This is a genomic window from Paraburkholderia sp. JHI2823 (genome assembly GCF_038900695.1).
Classification (GTDB): domain Bacteria; phylum Pseudomonadota; class Gammaproteobacteria; order Burkholderiales; family Burkholderiaceae; genus Paraburkholderia; species Paraburkholderia mimosarum.
In genome coordinates this window covers 253,602-269,937 of the sequence record NZ_JAYMRY010000004.1, presented here as the reverse complement: position 1 = coordinate 269,937, position 16,336 = coordinate 253,602, and the positions used below count along the sequence as shown (strand labels likewise).

17 protein-coding genes and 1 pseudogene are annotated in these 16,336 nt (G+C 60.5%); 8 read left to right on the top strand and 10 right to left on the bottom strand.

Annotation, left to right across the window (positions count from 1 at the left end; genetic code table 11):
* Positions 1–143 precede the first annotated feature (143 nt).
* The 5 genes from VSR34_RS07515 to VSR34_RS07495 all read right to left on the bottom strand — a co-directional run bounded on the left by VSR34_RS07515 (position 144) and on the right by VSR34_RS07495 (position 4,031).
* The gene (locus VSR34_RS07515) at positions 144–500 is read right to left on the bottom strand and encodes a host attachment protein (protein ID WP_028211014.1); all 357 of its coding nucleotides are present in this window, start codon (positions 498–500) and stop codon (positions 144–146) included.
* Between the two features lie 88 nt (positions 501–588).
* The gene (locus VSR34_RS07510) at positions 589–1,803 is read right to left on the bottom strand and encodes an alkene reductase (RefSeq protein ID WP_028211013.1); all 1,215 of its coding nucleotides are present in this window, start codon (positions 1,801–1,803) and stop codon (positions 589–591) included.
* 111 nt (positions 1,804–1,914) lie between these two features.
* The gene (locus VSR34_RS07505; RefSeq protein WP_342962232.1) at positions 1,915–2,076 is read right to left on the bottom strand and encodes a hypothetical protein; all 162 of its coding nucleotides are present in this window, start codon (positions 2,074–2,076) and stop codon (positions 1,915–1,917) included.
* A 316-nt stretch (positions 2,077–2,392) separates the two neighbouring features.
* Positions 2,393–2,923 carry a DUF1269 domain-containing protein gene (locus VSR34_RS07500; RefSeq protein ID WP_028211012.1) on the bottom strand — a complete coding sequence of 177 codons (531 nt, stop codon included), beginning with the start codon at positions 2,921–2,923 and terminating at the stop codon, positions 2,393–2,395.
* 334 nt (positions 2,924–3,257) lie between these two features.
* Positions 3,258–4,031, bottom strand: coding sequence for an AraC family transcriptional regulator (locus VSR34_RS07495; RefSeq protein WP_342962231.1), 774 nt, complete (start codon positions 4,029–4,031; stop codon positions 3,258–3,260).
* A gap of 622 nt (positions 4,032–4,653) precedes the next feature.
* Here VSR34_RS07495 and VSR34_RS07490 point away from each other — a divergent pair.
* The 3 genes from VSR34_RS07490 to VSR34_RS07480 all read left to right on the top strand — a co-directional run bounded on the left by VSR34_RS07490 (position 4,654) and on the right by VSR34_RS07480 (position 9,291).
* Complete coding sequence (locus tag VSR34_RS07490; protein ID WP_342962230.1) at positions 4,654–5,229, top strand: DUF308 domain-containing protein; 576 nt, start codon at positions 4,654–4,656, stop codon at positions 5,227–5,229.
* Between the two features lie 159 nt (positions 5,230–5,388).
* Positions 5,389–6,018 carry an Hsp20/alpha crystallin family protein gene (locus VSR34_RS07485; RefSeq protein ID WP_028211009.1) on the top strand — a complete coding sequence of 210 codons (630 nt, stop codon included), beginning with the start codon at positions 5,389–5,391 and terminating at the stop codon, positions 6,016–6,018.
* A 441-nt stretch (positions 6,019–6,459) separates the two neighbouring features.
* Positions 6,460–9,291 carry an ATP-dependent Clp protease ATP-binding subunit gene (locus VSR34_RS07480; RefSeq protein ID WP_028211008.1) on the top strand — a complete coding sequence of 944 codons (2,832 nt, stop codon included), beginning with the start codon at positions 6,460–6,462 and terminating at the stop codon, positions 9,289–9,291.
* Positions 9,292–9,361: 70 nt separating this feature from the next.
* On the opposite strand, the gene VSR34_RS07475 is transcribed toward VSR34_RS07480, so the two are convergent.
* The 4 genes from VSR34_RS07475 to VSR34_RS07460 all read right to left on the bottom strand — a co-directional run bounded on the left by VSR34_RS07475 (position 9,362) and on the right by VSR34_RS07460 (position 11,612).
* Positions 9,362–9,634, bottom strand: coding sequence for a UBP-type zinc finger domain-containing protein (locus VSR34_RS07475; RefSeq protein WP_028211007.1), 273 nt, complete (start codon positions 9,632–9,634; stop codon positions 9,362–9,364).
* 55 nt (positions 9,635–9,689) lie between these two features.
* Positions 9,690–10,904, bottom strand: coding sequence for an FAD-dependent oxidoreductase (locus VSR34_RS07470; protein ID WP_342962229.1), 1,215 nt, complete (start codon positions 10,902–10,904; stop codon positions 9,690–9,692).
* Positions 10,905–11,102: 198 nt separating this feature from the next.
* On the bottom strand, positions 11,103–11,342 hold the full coding sequence (locus VSR34_RS07465) for a DUF6566 family protein (RefSeq protein ID WP_051381256.1): 240 nt from the start codon (positions 11,340–11,342) through the stop codon (positions 11,103–11,105).
* Between the two features lie 27 nt (positions 11,343–11,369).
* Positions 11,370–11,612 (bottom strand): hypothetical protein, encoded by a 243-nt coding sequence (locus tag VSR34_RS07460; RefSeq protein WP_028211006.1) that lies wholly within the window; start codon positions 11,610–11,612, stop codon positions 11,370–11,372.
* Between the two features lie 611 nt (positions 11,613–12,223).
* Here VSR34_RS07460 and VSR34_RS07455 point away from each other — a divergent pair.
* On the top strand, positions 12,224–12,790 hold the full coding sequence (locus tag VSR34_RS07455; RefSeq protein ID WP_028211005.1) for a phosphate-starvation-inducible PsiE family protein: 567 nt from the start codon (positions 12,224–12,226) through the stop codon (positions 12,788–12,790).
* Positions 12,791–12,996: 206 nt separating this feature from the next.
* On the opposite strand, the gene VSR34_RS07450 is transcribed toward VSR34_RS07455, so the two are convergent.
* Positions 12,997–13,233, bottom strand: coding sequence for a hypothetical protein (locus tag VSR34_RS07450; RefSeq protein ID WP_028211004.1), 237 nt, complete (start codon positions 13,231–13,233; stop codon positions 12,997–12,999).
* On the opposite strand from VSR34_RS07450, the gene VSR34_RS07445 reads away from it, so the two are divergent.
* The 4 genes and pseudogenes from VSR34_RS07445 (at position 13,150) to VSR34_RS07430 (ending at position 16,325) form a co-directional block, all read left to right on the top strand.
* Entirely contained in the window at positions 13,150–13,461 is a 312-nt protein-coding gene (locus VSR34_RS07445) for a reverse transcriptase domain-containing protein (protein ID WP_337588015.1), read from the top strand. The genes VSR34_RS07450 and VSR34_RS07445 overlap by 84 nt on opposite strands.
* Positions 13,462–13,481: 20 nt before the next feature.
* Positions 13,482–13,556 (top strand): annotated as a pseudogene (locus VSR34_RS07440) (hypothetical protein); the annotation flags it as partial.
* Between the two features lie 607 nt (positions 13,557–14,163).
* On the top strand, positions 14,164–15,144 hold the full coding sequence (locus VSR34_RS07435; RefSeq protein WP_342962228.1) for a chromate resistance protein ChrB domain-containing protein: 981 nt from the start codon (positions 14,164–14,166) through the stop codon (positions 15,142–15,144).
* Positions 15,141–16,325, top strand: coding sequence for a chromate transporter (locus VSR34_RS07430; protein ID WP_342962227.1), 1,185 nt, complete (start codon positions 15,141–15,143; stop codon positions 16,323–16,325). The genes VSR34_RS07435 and VSR34_RS07430 overlap by 4 nt, the downstream gene beginning before the upstream one ends.
* Positions 16,326–16,336: the final 11 nt, after the last annotated feature.

Sequence of the window (16,336 nt, the reverse complement as noted above, 5' to 3'; positions counted from 1 at the left end):
GCATAAGTTGCTCGGCGGCTAACATGAACTTTCAGGGCCGACTAAGTAAAAGGGCACACGCAAGATGGGGCGGTAACCTCCGCGGGAACAAGCTACATCAATGGATGACTCATTTAATGCGGTCATGACCGGGCAGGTCGCCGTTAATGCCTTCGCAGGTGCGCTTGAATTTCGCGCGCATCGAGGGCCGAGAGATCTTCGTTGATCTCTTCGAAAATCAAGTGACGCGTCCCCTCGCTCAGATGCGCGTGCAGCATCCCGAGAAACTTCGGCTCGACGGCTAAGCGCAATCGCTGATACCGCTGATGGAGCCGTCCTTGTTCGATGTAGTCGGCGACGGTCCTGGCGAATTTTTCGCGATCCTTCTCGCTCAGCGTCCGTCCATCAGGGACGACATTGACGAGGTCTTCGATTTCCCGCAAGTCCAGTTTAAGTCCCAGTGTCTCGAAGACTCGAGCACGGCTGCCGTCGGCAACGACAATCCAGGTAGTGACAGCCATGATGCGCCTCTCAGTGTGATTGGTCGCCGGCTCGGCGGCCATCGCAAATCGTCGAGTCACGCTAGCGAGCTCGCGGGTCAGCGACACTCTATCTCCAACGCCCATCGATGACGGACCGTGGGGCCTCCCCTCGTTCCTGCGCGAGCGACGGATAATCCGTATATCCGCGCTCGCCGCCTCCATAGAACGTGGACGGATCCGGCGAATTGAGCGGAGCGTGCAACCGCAAGCGTTCCGGCAGGTCGGGATTGGCGATGAACAAGCGTCCGAACGCGATCAGGTCCGCGTTGCCGTCCTCGAGCCATCTTTCCGCACTGCCGCCGTCGAACCCGCCCGCGACCATCAGCACGCCACGGTAGGTGCGGCGTATCATCTCGCTCATGCGTTTCGCGCGCGCCGTGAAAGCGACATCCTCACCGGTTGCCGCCAGCGCGGGATTGACGATGTGCAGATAAGCCAGCCCGTATCGATTGAGCTTCTCGATGACATAAGAAAAGGTCGCCTCGGGATCGTCGTCATGCATGTCGTTGAAGGTGCCGAGAGGGGACAGCCGGACGCCGACCTTTTCCGGCCCCCACACTTCGCAAACCGTTTCGATCACCTCGAATAGCAGCTTGGCCCGACGTTCGCTCGATCCGCCGTATTCGTCCGAGCGGCGGTTCGTGCCGGACAACAGAAACTGATCGAGCAGATACCCGTTCGCTGCGTGCACTTCGACGCCGTCCATTCCGGCAGCCTTTGCGTTGCGCGCACCTCTGAAGTATTGGCGCCCGAGATACGGCATCTCTTCGACCTGCAGCGCGCGAGGCGTGACGCAGGGCGCGACGACACCTTCGCCGCGCTCGTTCTCGATGAACGCCTCCGCTTTCGGCCGAACAGCAGAGGGCGCAACGGGCAGCATTTCGTCGGGCTGCAACGAGGGGTGCGATATGCGTCCGACGTGCCACAGCTGCATGAACATCAACCCGCCCGTCTCGTGCACGGCGTCCGCCACGAGCCGCCAGCCTTCGACCTGCTCGCGACTATGGATCCCAGGCGTCCATGCATAGCCCTGTCCTTGCATCGACACCTGCGTCGCCTCGCTGATGATGAGCGCGGCCGCTGCGCGTTGCGCGTAATAGCAGGCGTTGAGCTGCGTCGGGATGTTGCCTGGTCGGCTTGCGCGCGAACGCGTCAGCGGCGCCATCACGACACGATGACGCAAGTTGTGGGGTCCTACCTTTACGGGTTCGAAGAGCTTGCGCAGCGGGACTTGCTCGTCGCGCTGCCCGGCTTCTCCAGGCGCGATTTCGGTATCAGGCATATCCGCTCCTTGTGTTTTTGACTCGGCCCGAAAGGTGCTGCTTCGACGCGTCGATGCGTCGGCGTCAGATCACATCGACATGATTCCGCTTAGTGCCGACGACGACTGAGTTTACGTCTTCGCGAGTTGTTCTGGCTCGGGGTGAACGGCGACTGGATCGCTCGCAGGAAAGGTCTCTGTGAGCGCTTCGTCGAGTTGTTCATCCACGGTCATCGGCGCTTCCTGCGCCTCGACTTTCGATTTCCGGATGTCGACGCGACTTCCCATCTTCATATAGCGCTCCATAAGGGAACCAGCGGAATCTCGCTATCGCACCGGCGTTGCGCGCATGCAATCAAGGTCGTTGGAAGCGCAAATCGGCGCATGCGTGAAGCAGGAGATGCTGGACACCACGCATCTCGCGTGCTCGGCCGCATCGTGCCTGACAATCTGCTCGCGAAGGCGTGATCACTCTCCAATGTCGAACTGCGCGCCGATGTGATCGACGTCCACACGGAATGATCCGCGAAAATTATCGGGACGCCGATCCGGCCCAAATGCGAACTTCAACAGAATTCAAGATCACAACCCTGATGCAGTGCAGCGATGCTTATGCTGTCGTACCACTGCTGTTCAGGCTCTCTACCGCCTTCCTCAGGCGTTCCTCCTGATCGTTCGTGAGAGACGTCTTTAATACCTTTCCGCCGAATGGCTTCAGCTCTGGCAGAACCTTATCGAAATTCACGTGACGCACGAGGATGAACAGCGCCGACGAACCCGGCTCAATGTTCTGGCCCGTCGAGCGCATGAAATCGTCATCGATTCCATAGTCCGAGAGCGCGCCCGACAATGCGCCCGTGCCAGCACCAATGGCCATACCTGTGGCCAGCCCGGCGAGCGGATTGAGCAACACCAGCCCGACCAGTGCACCAAATAGACCACCCCAGGCCGCGCCACTGAGAGCGCCGATCTTGACGAGATCGACGGCTTGCTTGAGGTGTACCTTGCCGTTCGCGCTACGGACCACGATGCAGGCGTCCTCAAGGTCGATCAGATGTTCCTTTTGCATCTGCTGGAGTTTGGTCAGCACCTGATCGGCTGTGTCTTCGCCTTTGAAACTTACAACGACTAGATCGCTCATCGATTTACTCCTTTGCTCTGGGAAACAAGCCGAGGCTCTTCCGCGGGCAGATGGTTGAATTCATGCTCAGTGCACGCGCGCGTGCCTCTCGGCCGCACCGCAAAGCCGCTGCGGGGCCAGCCAACCTTGCATATGCCGCCGGCGCGCACCTTGGGACTTCGCCGGGGCCATTGACGCGACGACGATGGCATCAAGACTAGTTTCTTGCGGTTCGCACTTCTTCCTCATTCCTGCAGGACGTGACGGATCTCTGCGCTTTCAAGTAGTGCGTTGCCTTGTCGAGGACATGTTGAAGTCCCGCGGTCATTGTTCTGCTCGCAACTTCCCAAGTTAATCAGCTTACGACGTTTCGGTGGGTAAGCCGGAATGCGCGAGGCGTCATACCGGTATATCGATGAAAGACGTCGGTGAAATGCTGCTGAGTCTGAAACCCCGCCCGCGCGCCAACCTCAACCAGGGGAATGGCCTCCTCGCACAACATCGTCCTGGCAAACTTCACTCGTTCGAGTGTCACATACAGATGGGGCGGTTTGCCTGTCGCCGTTTTGAAAACGTGTGCAAAGTTTGAGGCACTCATGTGCACCAGGACTGCGAGTTGCTCGACCAAAATGGTTTCGGCGATGTGCTCATGGACGAAAACTTGAATGCGAGTCAGCATTTGACGCGTAAGCGGCGTGTTCGGCTCGGCCCCACCAGCACAGTGCCCGTAACGCAGAGCGATGTGCACCGAGATGACATCGGCAAAAGCGTCTGCGCAGGCAGCGTCGACGAGATCCGCGTGATGCAAGGCACCCAATGTATCCACGGCCTCGCGTACGAATGGATCCCAGGACTTAGACCATTTCGGGACCGCCAAAAACGCCTCTTGCGAGACTTGCCAAAATATGCCTGATGCGAGTGCGATAACCCATCCATTGGGATCGCTGTCAACGGTCGTGGCCAGCGTCGCTCTCGTCGGAATAACTGCGGCAAATGGTGCACCTATCAGGATGGAGTGGCTCATTCCGAGGTCGTCGCAGCCCGCAGCACGCACGACAGTGGAACCTGTCGGTACAACTAGCTGCAGTCCCGGCATCAAATTTAGCCAGTCGGTAAAAGCGACGTTCATCGGCTGGCAGCGTAGGCCATGATTCGGGGTCGATCTTGTAGCCTGATTCATGATAAGCGGGCTAGTTGCTACCTCGTCGCGTTACGAAAGCTTAGGCCAGGTTCAAGGCTGCTTAAGACGGATTCGTCATGTAGGCGGAAGCTACCCATCTCGTTTGAAGTCGCTGCTGTATCGCAACTCGCATACCTGTACACCCTTTCAGTATGCATTCGACAGTCTGACGCTTACGCCGGTATCACACAGCGTAAGCGATGGGGTTGCACGCGAGGTCGGATATGTTGCCCACAGCCCCGAGGCTCGACCGCTCACGCGAGTTGCAGCGCTCGATTTGGGCAACGTTGAGATTCCTTCGTTGGAGTTCACGATGCGATACGGGCAGCAAGGCTCAGGTTAATGCCGGACTGTGAGGGGCGTAAGTTCATGTTAGAACGCTTTACGGCGAACTATAGAAATCGGAGATGGATAGTTTATTTTCTTGCATCCGAATGCCCGTCTCGATGCCAATCAGCATCCCTAATTAATGAGCGCAGAATTGCGAAACGCATGGCAGAAACGCGAAAGAATCGCAGATTCACGGGGCCTAGACTGAAATTCATCACCCGACGTACAGCTGGAGTCCCACATGGATGATCTGCTTGGGCGCGCTTGGTGGATGCTCATTCTTCGTGGCACTGTAGCGCTGCTGTTCGGCACCCTGGCGTTATTCTGGCCCGGTCTCACTCTCCTGCTGCTTATCACCCTCTTTAGCGCCTACGCAATCGCCGGTGGCGTTGTCGCGATTGTCGCGGCCATCCGCTACCGCGTGACGCATGGCGGCTGGTGGGTGCCCTTGCTGCTCGGCATCTGCAGTATCGGCGCCGGTGTGATAGCCGCGTTGATGCCGGGAATTACTACCGTTGTGCTGGTCGCCATAATCGGCGCAAACGCGATTATTACCGGCGTATTCGATCTGATCGCAGCAACGCGGCTACACCGGCGCCTGCACAATGCGTGGATGCTGGCGTTGACTGGAGTGCTTTCCGGGCTTTTCGGCATCTTCGTGCTGCTCTTTCCGGGCGCCGGCGCACTAGCGCTCGTCTGGCTGATCGGCGTGTATGCGTTGATCACGGGCGCGCTGCTGTTCGTACTCGGCATCACTGCGCGTGCCTGGCACCATGACGACCTTACCGGAGAGTCACACGCACCATTGCATCCGTAAACGCAGCGCTCACTGGCACTCGTGGGTCACACGGTCAGCGGCGGGTGGTGCCACGCCGGTCGTGCCCCGGCATCACGGAGGTCGAATGGACCGCCCGTCATCTCCAGAGTGGTCCAGCCTCAAGCCTGGCACTGGCGCACCTCACGCAAGGAGAATCACATGCCTCTGGATCTCGACAAATGGAATCCGTTCCGATTTTTACGTTCGCACGCGCAAAAAGGCGCATCCGGCCACGTCGGTGCGCCGCGCACCAGTCAGCAAAGCGCCTCGCGAAACGGACAGCCGGCTGACGCGCAAACGGGTAACCGGGCTCCGGCGCAAGCCGCTGCAGCGCCGGTCTCACTTGCGCCTGCCAGTTGGCCGCTGCCTGATCCGGTTCATTTGTTTACCGAATTGATCCGTGATCCGTTCGGCGGCCGTGGACCACTCGGAAACTGGTTCGGCGACTTCAGCGCGAGCGAGTTTCAACCGCCAATCGACGTCACCGATGAAGGCGACGCACTGCGTATCGTCGCCGAATTGCCGGGCATGACCCGCGACGACGTCGAACTCGAAGTGATAGACGACATGCTGATCATGAGCGGCGACAAACGCTTCGAATCGACGAGCGAAGAACAGGGATGCTATCGGGTCGAGCGGTCGTTCGGACATTTTCAGCGCGCAGTCCCGCTGCCCGCGGGCGTTGATCTCGATCGGGCAGAGGCCAGATTTGAAAACGGCGTGCTGACGCTGCGCGTCCCCAAAGCGGCCGGAGAACCGGCAGCGAAGCGGCGCATTGAGATCAAATAACCCCATCCGCACTCCGCGGTCTCGATGACTCGCCCAGCATCGAGCAGCACGCGGGAATCTTTTGAGCGACAACCCGACACTGGTTGCAACCGGACCCATCCTCAAGCGCCAGGAAGTGCTGCCTCGCAGCGACGAAGAACTGAAACAAGCAGCGAGCGGACTTGAAGTGCAATCGCTCACGGGAGGGCTGGTGAGCCAGTTGCCCAACGCGTGGATGTGCGCGGTGCTGCTGCCGGCGCGCACGGGTAGCGGAACAGGGTGCCACGGGAACAACGGATCAATCGACGCGCCGTCCACTGTATTACCTCGATTCGAGTACAGCGCGAGCGGGGCGCGGCATGCAAACAAGGCGACATCGCAATAAGCAGCGGAATAGATATTTTCCACCCACCCATTACCCGCGCGGGAAGCAATGCCCGCACGGACAAAAAGGAGATCATCATGGCCGAGTGCAGCGTTTGTGGAAAGCCCGCAACCTCACAGATCACGATCACCGAAAACGGTCAACGCCGTCAGCTGATGCTGTGCAATGAGCACTACATGGAGTTCATGACGCGTAATCAGCGCCATGTGTCGCCGCTCGAGTCCCTCTTTCACGGCGGACTGTTCGACAGTCTGTTCGACGACATGTGGCCGCAGATGGAAAGCGGCCGCGGTACCCGGTTCACCGGACCCTCGCCCGGACAATCCGGCGGCGCGAATCAGCGTACAGCCGCCGGCAGCGGGCAAATGGTCGATTCAGCGGGCGGCCACCCAGGCGGCCGCACACGCCGGCAGCGCCGGGCGCGTGAAGCGGTGGACCTGCAGACGTACCTGAGCCAGAGCGGTCTGGACCGCCTGCAAGCCGCGGCTCAAGCCGCGGTCGAATATGGCAAGAACGAAGTCGATACGGAACACCTGCTGCTGGCGCTTGCCGATAACAATGTGGTGCAGGAAATCCTGCGCGAATTCAAGCTTGATCCCGAAGAAATCAAGACGACCATCGACCAGAGCGCGCCACGTGGCACCCGCAAGGAGCCGAGCGACAACGAGCAGATCGGCGTGTCGCCGCGCGCCAAGAGTGCGCTGGAAAATGCGTTGAGGTCGTCGCTGGAACTGGGGCACAGCTACGTCGGACCAGAGCACATTCTGATTGGGCTCATCGAGGAAGAAGACGGCTTTGCAGGTGAATTGCTGCGCAAGCTCGGGCTGTCGCCGCAATCGATGCGGCAAAAAGCAGTCAAGGTGGTCGGTAAGGGCGCCGAAGACGGCAAGATGGAAGACCGCTCCACCACGCCCACGCTCGACAAGTACGCGCGCGATCTCAGCGCGCTTGCGCGCCAGGGGAAGCTCGATCCGGTGATCGGCCGTGACAAGGAAATCGAAACCACCATTGAAGTGCTCGCGCGGCGGCGCAAGAACAATCCGGTGCTGATCGGCGAACCTGGGGTGGGCAAGACCGCTATCGTCGAAGGTCTGGCGCAACGCATCGCTCAGGACCAGGTGCCGGAAGTGCTGCGCGGCAAGCGCGTGGTCGAACTGAATATCAATAGCGTCGTGGCCGGCGCGAAGTATCGTGGCGAGTTCGAGGAGCGCGTCAAGCAGGTACTGGATGAGATCATCGAGAACCAGGACCGTCTGGTTGTATTTATCGACGAACTGCATACGATTGTCGGCGCGGGCCAGGGCGGCGGCGAAGGCGGCCTCGATATCGGCAATGTCTTCAAGCCGGCGCTCGCTCGCGGTGAACTGCACCTCGTCGGTGCGACCACATTGAACGAATACCAGAAGTACATTGAAAAGGACTCGGCCTTGGAACGGCGCTTTCAGCCCGTGATGGTGCCCGAGCCTGGCGTCGAGGAAACGATCGAGATCCTGCGTGGCCTGCGCGACCGGCTCGAAGCACATCACAAGGTGAAAATTACCGAAGAGGCGATCGCTGCAGCGGCAAAGCTTTCGGATCGCTACATCGCCGCACGGTTTTTGCCGGACAAGGCAATCGATCTGCTCGATCAGGCCGCCGCCCGCGTGCGCATTTCGTCGAATTCGCGTCCGCAGCCATTGCACGATGTCGAGGCAAGCATCCGCCGCATCAAGCAGGAACAGGACGCGGCCAGCGCTGCAAAGCAATTCGATAAGGCCAAGGAACTGGAAGGACGGCTCGTCGCAGAACAAAAGCGCCTGCATGAAGCCACCGAAACATGGAAGAAGGAGCGCGGCACCAGTTCGCAGGAAGTGACGGCGGAAGACATTGCGCAGATCGTTTCGTCGCTCACGGGCGTGCCGCTATCTGAACTCACGGCCGAGGACCGTGAAAAGCTGTTGCGACTGGAAGACCATCTGAAGGAACGCGTGGTCGGCCAGGATGAGGCCGTCTCCGCCGTCGCCAAAGCGGTGCGGCTTTCGCGCGCCGGTTTGACAGAGGCCGGCAAGCCGACTGCGAGCTTCCTCTTCCTTGGGCCCACGGGCGTGGGTAAAACCGAACTCGCGAAGGCGCTAGCCGCTTCGGTGTTCGGCGACGAGAGCGCGCTGGTGCGCATCGACATGAGCGAGTATTCCGAGCGTCATACGGTGGCGCGGCTGGTTGGCGCACCACCCGGATATGTCGGCTACGAGGAAGGCGGACAACTCACCGAGCGCGTGCGGCGCAGGCCATATTGCGTGGTGCTGCTCGACGAAATCGAAAAGGCGAACTCGGAGGTGCACAACATCCTGCTGCAACTGTTCGACGAAGGGCGGCTCACCGACGGCAAGGGACGTCTGGTCGATTTCACCAACACGATCATCATCGCGACCAGCAATATCGGCTCGCAACTGATCCAGGACAACATGAAGGCCGACGCGAAGCAGCTCGACTATCCTGAACTGCGCGACCGGTTGATGGAAATGCTGCGGCATCATTTCAAGCCCGAGTTTTTGAACCGGGTCGATGAAGTCGTCGTGTTCCATGCGCTCGGCAAGGAGCAGATCCGCCGTATCGTAGACCTGCAACTTGCGCGCGTACGGCGTACGGCGCTGGCCCAAAACATCGATCTGTCGTTCGACGACGCGTTGCGCGATCATCTTGCGCAGATCGGCTATGACCCCGAGTTCGGCGCGCGGATGCTCAAACGCAAGATCCGTCTCGAGGTGGAATCGCAACTTGCCGATGCGCTGTTGGGAGGCGACGTGCGCGACGGCGACAAGGTCACGATGACCTACGATTCGGGTACGCACTCCGTGCGTGTGCAGAAAGGAGGAGCACCCACGGAAGCGCCCAGCGAGGCGTCGAAGCAGGCACCGGCGCATGCTTGACGCGCTGGCATGCTGAAGGGAAGTGAAGGGAAGAACGCAAGGCCGCCCGCCCGGGCGGGCGGCCTCGCCGTCAGGATTCAAGCTCACCCGCGACGATTTCGTCGCGATAGCACCAGATCCACGTTTCGCCGGGCTCGATTGAACGCACCAGCGGATGGCCGGTCGCGTGAAAATGCCTGCTTGCATGCCGGTTGGGCGACGAATCGCAGCAGCCGACGTGTCCGCACGAAAGACAAAGCCTCAAATGTACCCACGGCTGGTTGAGCTTCACGCAGTCCTCGCAATAGTCGACGGACGTGTGGAGAATCAGGGCTTCGCCCAGGTGCGTGCAACCAGGGGTCATGATCGTTCTCCTCGGACGGGTGCGCGCAGACGCGCGCGGATCAAGGTCGCGCTTCTCAAGCGCTATTGAGGTAGCGATGTACCAGCGCCACAGCCATTGCCCCCTCGCCAACTGCCGACGCCACGCGTTTGATCGACGCGTGGCGCACGTCGCCCGCCGCGAATACGCCGGGCATGCTGGTTTCCAGATGCAGCGGCGCGCGGTCGAGCGGCCATTTCAGGTCCGTTGGATATTCCTGCAGATCCGGGCCGGTCACGAGATAGCCGGCTTCATCGCGGACGATGCCGACTTCCTTCGCCCATTCGGTCTGCGGCACACCGCCAATGCAGACGAATAGCCAGTTCGTTTTGAACGTGCGGGCCTGGGCGGTTCGCACATCGGTCAACGTGATCTCCTGCAACACGTCGCTGCCTGCGAGGGCGGTAACTTCGACGCACGTGCGCACTTCAATGTTCGACGCCGATGTAATGCGATCCACCAGGTATTGTGACAACGTGTTCTTGAGCGATGCGTCCCGCACGAGCATGAAGACGCGGTTGGCGGACTGCGAAAAATGCATGGCGGCCTGTCCCGCCGAATTGCCGCCGCCCACCACATATACGTCATCGCCATGGATCAGCGCGGCCTCACTGGCGCCAGCGCCGTAATAGAGGCCTGCACCGAGAAAGCGCTCTTCACCTGCCAGACCTGGCGTGCGATATGCCACGCCGGTCGCGCAGATAGACGTGCGCGCCGTGATACGCGTGCCGTCTTCCAGAAATACGATGCCCTGGCCGGGCGGGAATTCCGCGCGCACGCCGGTGCGCGCGAGCAGGATTTCGGCGCCGAACCGGATGGCCTGGTCGCGCGCCCGTTCAGCGAGCTCCGCGCCGCTCACGCCCTTTGGAAAGCCCAGATAGTTCTCGATCTTCGAACTGCTACCTGCCTGTCCGCCCAGAGCCCAGCGCTCTACCAGTACGGTATGCAGTCCCTCCGATGCACCGTACACCGCGGCGCTCAATCCCGCCGGTCCTGCGCCGTAAATCGCAAGATCGTAGGCCTCACGGGATGGACTCGCAAACCAGCCGAGCTTCTCGGTGATTTGCCGGATGGTCGGACATTCCAGCCGCGTTCCGTCGTGGAAGACGCAGACCGGCAGGCGGAAATCGGAAACGTGCTGTACGCGCGCCAGTTCCTCAGCTTCCTTATCGCTGCCCAGTTCGATCCATTCGAACGGTATGTCGCAGCGATGCAGGAAGTCGCGTATCGCGTAGCCATGTGCGCTGCGCATGCGTCCATAAATCCTGACCATGAATATGCTATCCACCTTTGAGGACGTCACGACTTCGTTTCGTTTTCTCGCGCTTCACGAGCAGGCGGCCGCGCCGGGATAACGGCGGTTGGCCGTATTAGTGCACCGTAAGCACATCGGAATTTGGCGTCTTTCGAGAAGCTGCCGGATTTTGTTCGCTATCCGCTGATGGTCCCATCACATCGGGTTGTGCGACTCTTCCAGCTTGTGATCGATAAATCGCGTGCCCCATTCGATGCCGTCGCGCACCGCCTCCGCCTGCGTAAGCCATTCCGGCTGAATTGTCTCCAGACGGAATTCGGCCACGGAACTATCGGCATGGCGCACACTCACCTTCGCCTGCCACGCGCCGTATGCATTCTGCTCCGGCTGTACCGCGATCTCGTAGCCTCGATGCTCAAACACGTGCCTTTGCATGAGCGGCTCCGGTTTCGTATCAAGGCGTCAATCTGGAAGCACGAACTCGGTGCGCATGTCTTCGATCACCTTCTGGACATGATGTGCGCAATCTACGCCGAAGTCATTGAGCGGCACCATGTTCCAGTTGCGGCCGGATGCGTCAGGCGGGTGCCGCTCCGGTAGCGGTATGCGCACCCGCAAAGCTCCCGGCACGTCAGCGGCGATTTTCGCCATGCGGTTCTGCAGTTCGTCGCGAATCTGCTCAGCGGTTCGAACGGTCTTCGGCATCGGCCTGCCTCCCTCGGGTGCACGTCCCAATCGGGACTGAATAGCTCATACGTGCCTCTTGCGCGAGCATGCACCGACGATGCATTAAGTCTAGTCTCTGATCCGGGGGATGTACGGATAATCGCTCACTTCTGCGGACTGCATCAAGGGAAGGCGCGCCGCAAAGCTGCTCTTCGGAGAAGTGCCCAAAAGGCCACAAGGGACTGATCTGCTCCAGGCCGGCCCGTATCGTATCTAAAGCCGGTGTCCGCAGCTGATGAGCTGCTGGAGAGCTGACAAGAACGAAGATACTCGACCTGCTAGACTCAAGCGACCGGGCCACGCTTGAGCGTATTCCATATTGCGCTCGTTAGGGTACAGTGCATGGACCTGCTGCTTCAGGCTTAGTACCTCTTCGAATACATGACAGGAACCTGTATCAGAATCGCGAGATAGTTCGACCTCTGCTATCAATAACTGAATATGTCAGTATCCACAAAGAAGCCGCGCAAACGCGGAGGACCGTAGCATGTGCGTTACGCGACCGTCGAATGGACTGTGCACGGCGCATGTGCAATCCATGCACGTGCGGTGCGCTCGCGGCGCAGCGACGGCCCTCCGGGAGTCAAATCATGGAAAGTAAGAAAAGCTGGCTACGCAAGGATCTCGATGCGTTGCGTCAGCAGTGGGACATGCTAACCTTTTATGAACGATTCGAGCAGCTTGTCGCGCATGTGCTGAGCGTCGTGATTTCCATCATTATCCTCGTGTCGCTCTGGCAGTTGATTCGCGCGGTGAGTTCATTGCTGGTTTCGGACGCGCTGAACCCGCTGGATCACGCGGTGTATCAGACCATCTTCGGGATGGTCATGACGCTGCTGATCGCAATGGAATTCAAACATTCGATTACGCGCGTGATGTCGCGGCGCGATCACATCGTGCAGGTCAAAACGGTGCTTCTGGTCGCGCTGCTGGCCATCGCCCGCAAATTCATCATTCTCGATCCGGCCAGTGCGCCCGCCCAGATCGCGGCGCTTGCATTTGCGCTGGTGGCACTGGGGATCGTCTACTGGCTGATGCGGCAGCGTGATGACCCGCTCGACGCGACGATCGCCGTGCAAGCGGAGTGTGATCGCGAGGTGCACGCGCAGCGACAGCAAGGGGGACCGCCCCGCGACGGCGGTCAGACCGACAATTGACGTGAGTCGCCGCGTTCGTCACGTGATGAGCGTAGGCTCTTAACACACGCCGGCAACGCTCGTGCACCGCGCGTCCGACCGCGGTCGGTATCCTGGTCGACGCCAATGTGGGCGGACTGGTTGGTCATAGGGCCAGCGGTGCGGTGACCTGAGAGTCCTATGCCACAGGTAACCAGGGCAATATGGTCGCTACCATCCGCGGCCGGTCAGATCACTGCACCACGTTCGTCGAGCTTCATGTCCATCACGGTGTCGTCGGGCATGGCGCGAACGATGGTCGTCGTGCCCGGCACGTTCCACTCGTCCGTATATCCGCAATAGGGCACACACAAATTGAAAAGCAATCCGAAGTTCTTTGCATGGCTAATCGCAATGGTGGGCAGATGCAGCGGACATGGCCGCAATCGCCCTTTGCACGTTACGCCGACGACGCGGTGGTTCATTGCCGCAGTCTGGCGGAGGCGCAACCCGTGATGCAATCGATTGCAGCACGGCTGGGAGAGTGTGGCCTGACGATGCATCCGGAGAAGTCGAAGATCGTGTATTGCAAGGACAGCAATCGCACTGCTATTCACCCGAACGTGCAGTTCACGTTTCTCGGTTTTACGTTCAGACCGAGAGCGGCATCGAGCAAACACCGACGGCGATTTACTAGCTTCTGCCAGCGGTAAGCAGCGATGTCTTAAAGCGGATGAGGCAGGCCGTGCGAAGTTGGAGACTGCACCGACGCACACTGGCGACGCTGGAAGAACTTGCGCAGCAATGCAACACGACGATACAAGGGTGGTGGAACTACTACGGGGCGTTCTATCGGACGGCGATGAGCGGCTTCTTTGGCTATGTCGAAGATTGTTTGTCCACTGGCGTGTCGTCGGGGTATCGGTTGGATAACGGGAGCCGTATGGGGCGAGAGTCTCACGTACGGTTCCGCGAGAGATTCGAGGTGCAACTCCTCGGGTCTACTCACCACATCGATACGATCAACAGGGCACCGCCCGACACACCTGTCTCGCCCCGGCGTCCGGGACAGCATCACGCCTCCGGCGACGATCGCAACCATGCCGAGAAACACCTGCAGATCGTGCGACCAGGAACGGGCACATCGAGCCGAGCAATCCTTTGGCGAGGGGCGTCGCGGCGCCGAACAGCGCTGCAGCGCTGAGGGCGGTCAAAACTGCTGCGCCGATTCTGAATTCATGACAGGTCGGGGTGCGGGAAGGCTCCGCAGGTGGTAGATCCGGGCAGGCAGTTTACCGGACCTAAGGGGCGTCTTCGTGGATCGTCCACCGGCCTTGCCCGCATTCCGGCGTGGCAACGACGATCGCACAAAAGTTAACTTGTAGATTTAGCTACGTGTGTGTAAGGTAATCTACATGGAAAATATCACAACCTGGTCGCTCCTCGTTCTGACGCTGCCAACCGAGAACGCGACTGCCCGAATGCGCTTCTGGCGCGCACTGAAGGCGAAAGGCTGCGCGGTGCTGCGCGACGGCATTTATCTGTTGCCTCACACGGAGGCGCGCGAGGAGATGCTGCGCGAACTGGCGGGTGCCATTGCTGACAGTGGTGGCACCGCGCACCTGTTGCGCGCTGCGAGCCTCGATACGGCGCAGGAAGCGGAATTCCGGGCGCTTTTCGACCGCACTGACGACCATGCGGAGTTCATGCGCGCGCTGAAGGAGGCACGCAAGACGGTTTCCGGCCAGTCAGCGGCTGAGCTCACGAAGCTGTTGAGGCGTCTGCGCAAGGATTACGAGACCATCGTCGCAATCGACTTCTTCCCGGGCGATGCCGCTACCCGTGCCGAGGCTGCGTGGCAGGACTTCATCGGACTGGTCGATACCGTGCTTTCGCCGGGTGAGCCCCATTCCGCCGAGCGGCCGATCCGAAGCCTCCCGGTCAGCGACTATCAGGGGCGCACCTGGGCCACGCGCCAGCATATGTGGGTCGACCGCGTCGCAAGCGCCTGGCTGATCCGGCGCTTCATCGACCGCGATGCGAACTTCATCTGGCTCACCTCGCCCAGTGCCTGCCCGCCCAGCGCGCTCGGTTTCGACTTCGACGGCGCCGCGTTCACTCACGTCGGCGAGCGCGTGACGTTCGAAGTGCTGGTTGCGAGTTTTGGTCTCGACAAGGATCCCGCGCTGCTGCGGCTTGGCGAGATGGTTCACGCGCTCGACGTGGGCGGCGCCCCCGTGCCCGAAGCCATTGGTTTCGAAGCCGTGATGGCAGGGGCGAGGGAGCGCGCGTCAAATGACGACCAGCTGCTGGATGAAATGGGTCGCGTCCTCGACTCGCTCTACACGCACTTTGTCACCGCTGCAAAAGGCCGGGACGCCGGAGGACGATCGTGAGCACTACGACGGCGACGGCACCCGGCTACACGCTCGGCCAGCTGGTCCTGTACATGCTGCGGCTTGGCACGTTCGGGTTTGGCGGACCGGTGGCGCTCGTCGGCTATATGCATCGTGATCTCGTCGATCAGCGCAAATGGATCAGCGAGTCGGATTACCGCGAGGGACTGGCGCTCGCGCAGATGATGCCGGGACCACTGGCTGCCCAACTCGGCATCTATCTGGGCTACGTGCACTATCACATCGTCGGCGCAACGCTGGCCGGTATCGCGTTCGTGCTGCCGTCATTCCTGATGGTGGTCGGCCTTGGCTGGGCCTACGCCCACTTCGGCGGGCTCTCCTGGATGCAGGCTGCCTTCTACGGGGTGGGTGCCGCAGTCGTCGGAATCATCGCGATGAGCGCGTACAAGCTCACCACGAAGACCATCGGCAGGAACAGGCTCCTGTGGGCGATCTACCTGATACTCGCGGCGGTGACCGTCATCACCGAGTCGGAGATCGCGTGGCTTTTCATTGCGGGCGGCCTCATCAACTGGTTCGTCGTTGCCCCGCCGAAATGGTTCAGCAAGGGCGGCCTGAATGCTGCAGCAGCGGCGCAGCTGCCGGCTGCGAGCGGCGTGCTCAGTGGTCTCGACTGGCCACTGCTTGGCCAGATCGGACTGTTCTTCGCGAAGGCGGGCGCTTTCGTTTTTGGCTCGGGCCTTGCAATCGTCCCGTTCCTTTACGGCGGCGTGGTCACCGAGCATCACTGGCTCAACGACAAGCAGTTCGTCGATGCCGTGGCCGTCGCCATGATTACGCCTGGACCGGTCGTGATCACGGTTGGCTTCATCGGCTATCTGGTCGCTGGACTCCCGGGCGCCTGCGTGGCGGCGCTTGGTACCTTCCTGCCTTGTTATCTCTTCACGGTGCTGCCAGCGCCGTACTTCAAGAAGTACGGCAAGCTGCCCGCCGTCAAGGCATTCGTCGACGGCATCACTGCCGCTGCTGTTGGCGCCATTACCGGCTCGGTGATCGTGATTGCGCGGCGCTCGATCATTGACTGGCCGACGGTCGCGCTTGCGCTCGCAACCGTGCTGCTGCTGTGGCGCTTCAAGAAGCTGCAGGAGCCAGTCATCGTGATCGCCGCGGCGCTCATCGGGCTTGCCGTCTATCCGCTCATCCATGCACACGGCGTATGAAAGCGCTGGGC

What these genes read in the sequence shown, in the direction of transcription:
- VSR34_RS07495 (WP_342962231.1), bottom strand. Translation starts at nt 4,031, where the DNA reads ATGAACGTCGCTTTTACCGACTGGCTAAATTTGATGCCGGGACTGCAG.
- VSR34_RS07510 (WP_028211013.1), bottom strand. Translation starts at nt 1,803, where the DNA reads ATGCCTGATACCGAAATCGCGCCTGGAGAAGCCGGGCAGCGCGACGAG.
- VSR34_RS07455 (WP_028211005.1), top strand. Translation starts at nt 12,224, where the DNA reads ATGGAAAGTAAGAAAAGCTGGCTACGCAAGGATCTCGATGCGTTGCGT.
- VSR34_RS07475 (WP_028211007.1), bottom strand. Translation starts at nt 9,634, where the DNA reads ATGACCCCTGGTTGCACGCACCTGGGCGAAGCCCTGATTCTCCACACG.
- VSR34_RS07460 (WP_028211006.1), bottom strand. Translation starts at nt 11,612, where the DNA reads ATGCCGAAGACCGTTCGAACCGCTGAGCAGATTCGCGACGAACTGCAG.
- VSR34_RS07465 (WP_051381256.1), bottom strand. Translation starts at nt 11,342, where the DNA reads ATGCAAAGGCACGTGTTTGAGCATCGAGGCTACGAGATCGCGGTACAG.
- VSR34_RS07490 (WP_342962230.1), top strand. Translation starts at nt 4,654, where the DNA reads ATGGATGATCTGCTTGGGCGCGCTTGGTGGATGCTCATTCTTCGTGGC.
- VSR34_RS07485 (WP_028211009.1), top strand. Translation starts at nt 5,389, where the DNA reads ATGCCTCTGGATCTCGACAAATGGAATCCGTTCCGATTTTTACGTTCG.
- VSR34_RS07435 (WP_342962228.1), top strand. Translation starts at nt 14,164, where the DNA reads ATGGAAAATATCACAACCTGGTCGCTCCTCGTTCTGACGCTGCCAACC.
- VSR34_RS07445 (WP_337588015.1), top strand. Translation starts at nt 13,150, where the DNA reads ATGGCTAATCGCAATGGTGGGCAGATGCAGCGGACATGGCCGCAATCG.
- VSR34_RS07450 (WP_028211004.1), bottom strand. Translation starts at nt 13,233, where the DNA reads ATGAACCACCGCGTCGTCGGCGTAACGTGCAAAGGGCGATTGCGGCCA.
- VSR34_RS07505 (WP_342962232.1), bottom strand. Translation starts at nt 2,076, where the DNA reads ATGAAGATGGGAAGTCGCGTCGACATCCGGAAATCGAAAGTCGAGGCG.
- VSR34_RS07470 (WP_342962229.1), bottom strand. Translation starts at nt 10,904, where the DNA reads ATGCGCAGCGCACATGGCTACGCGATACGCGACTTCCTGCATCGCTGC.
- VSR34_RS07515 (WP_028211014.1), bottom strand. Translation starts at nt 500, where the DNA reads ATGGCTGTCACTACCTGGATTGTCGTTGCCGACGGCAGCCGTGCTCGA.
- VSR34_RS07480 (WP_028211008.1), top strand. Translation starts at nt 6,460, where the DNA reads ATGGCCGAGTGCAGCGTTTGTGGAAAGCCCGCAACCTCACAGATCACG.
- VSR34_RS07500 (WP_028211012.1), bottom strand. Translation starts at nt 2,923, where the DNA reads ATGAGCGATCTAGTCGTTGTAAGTTTCAAAGGCGAAGACACAGCCGAT.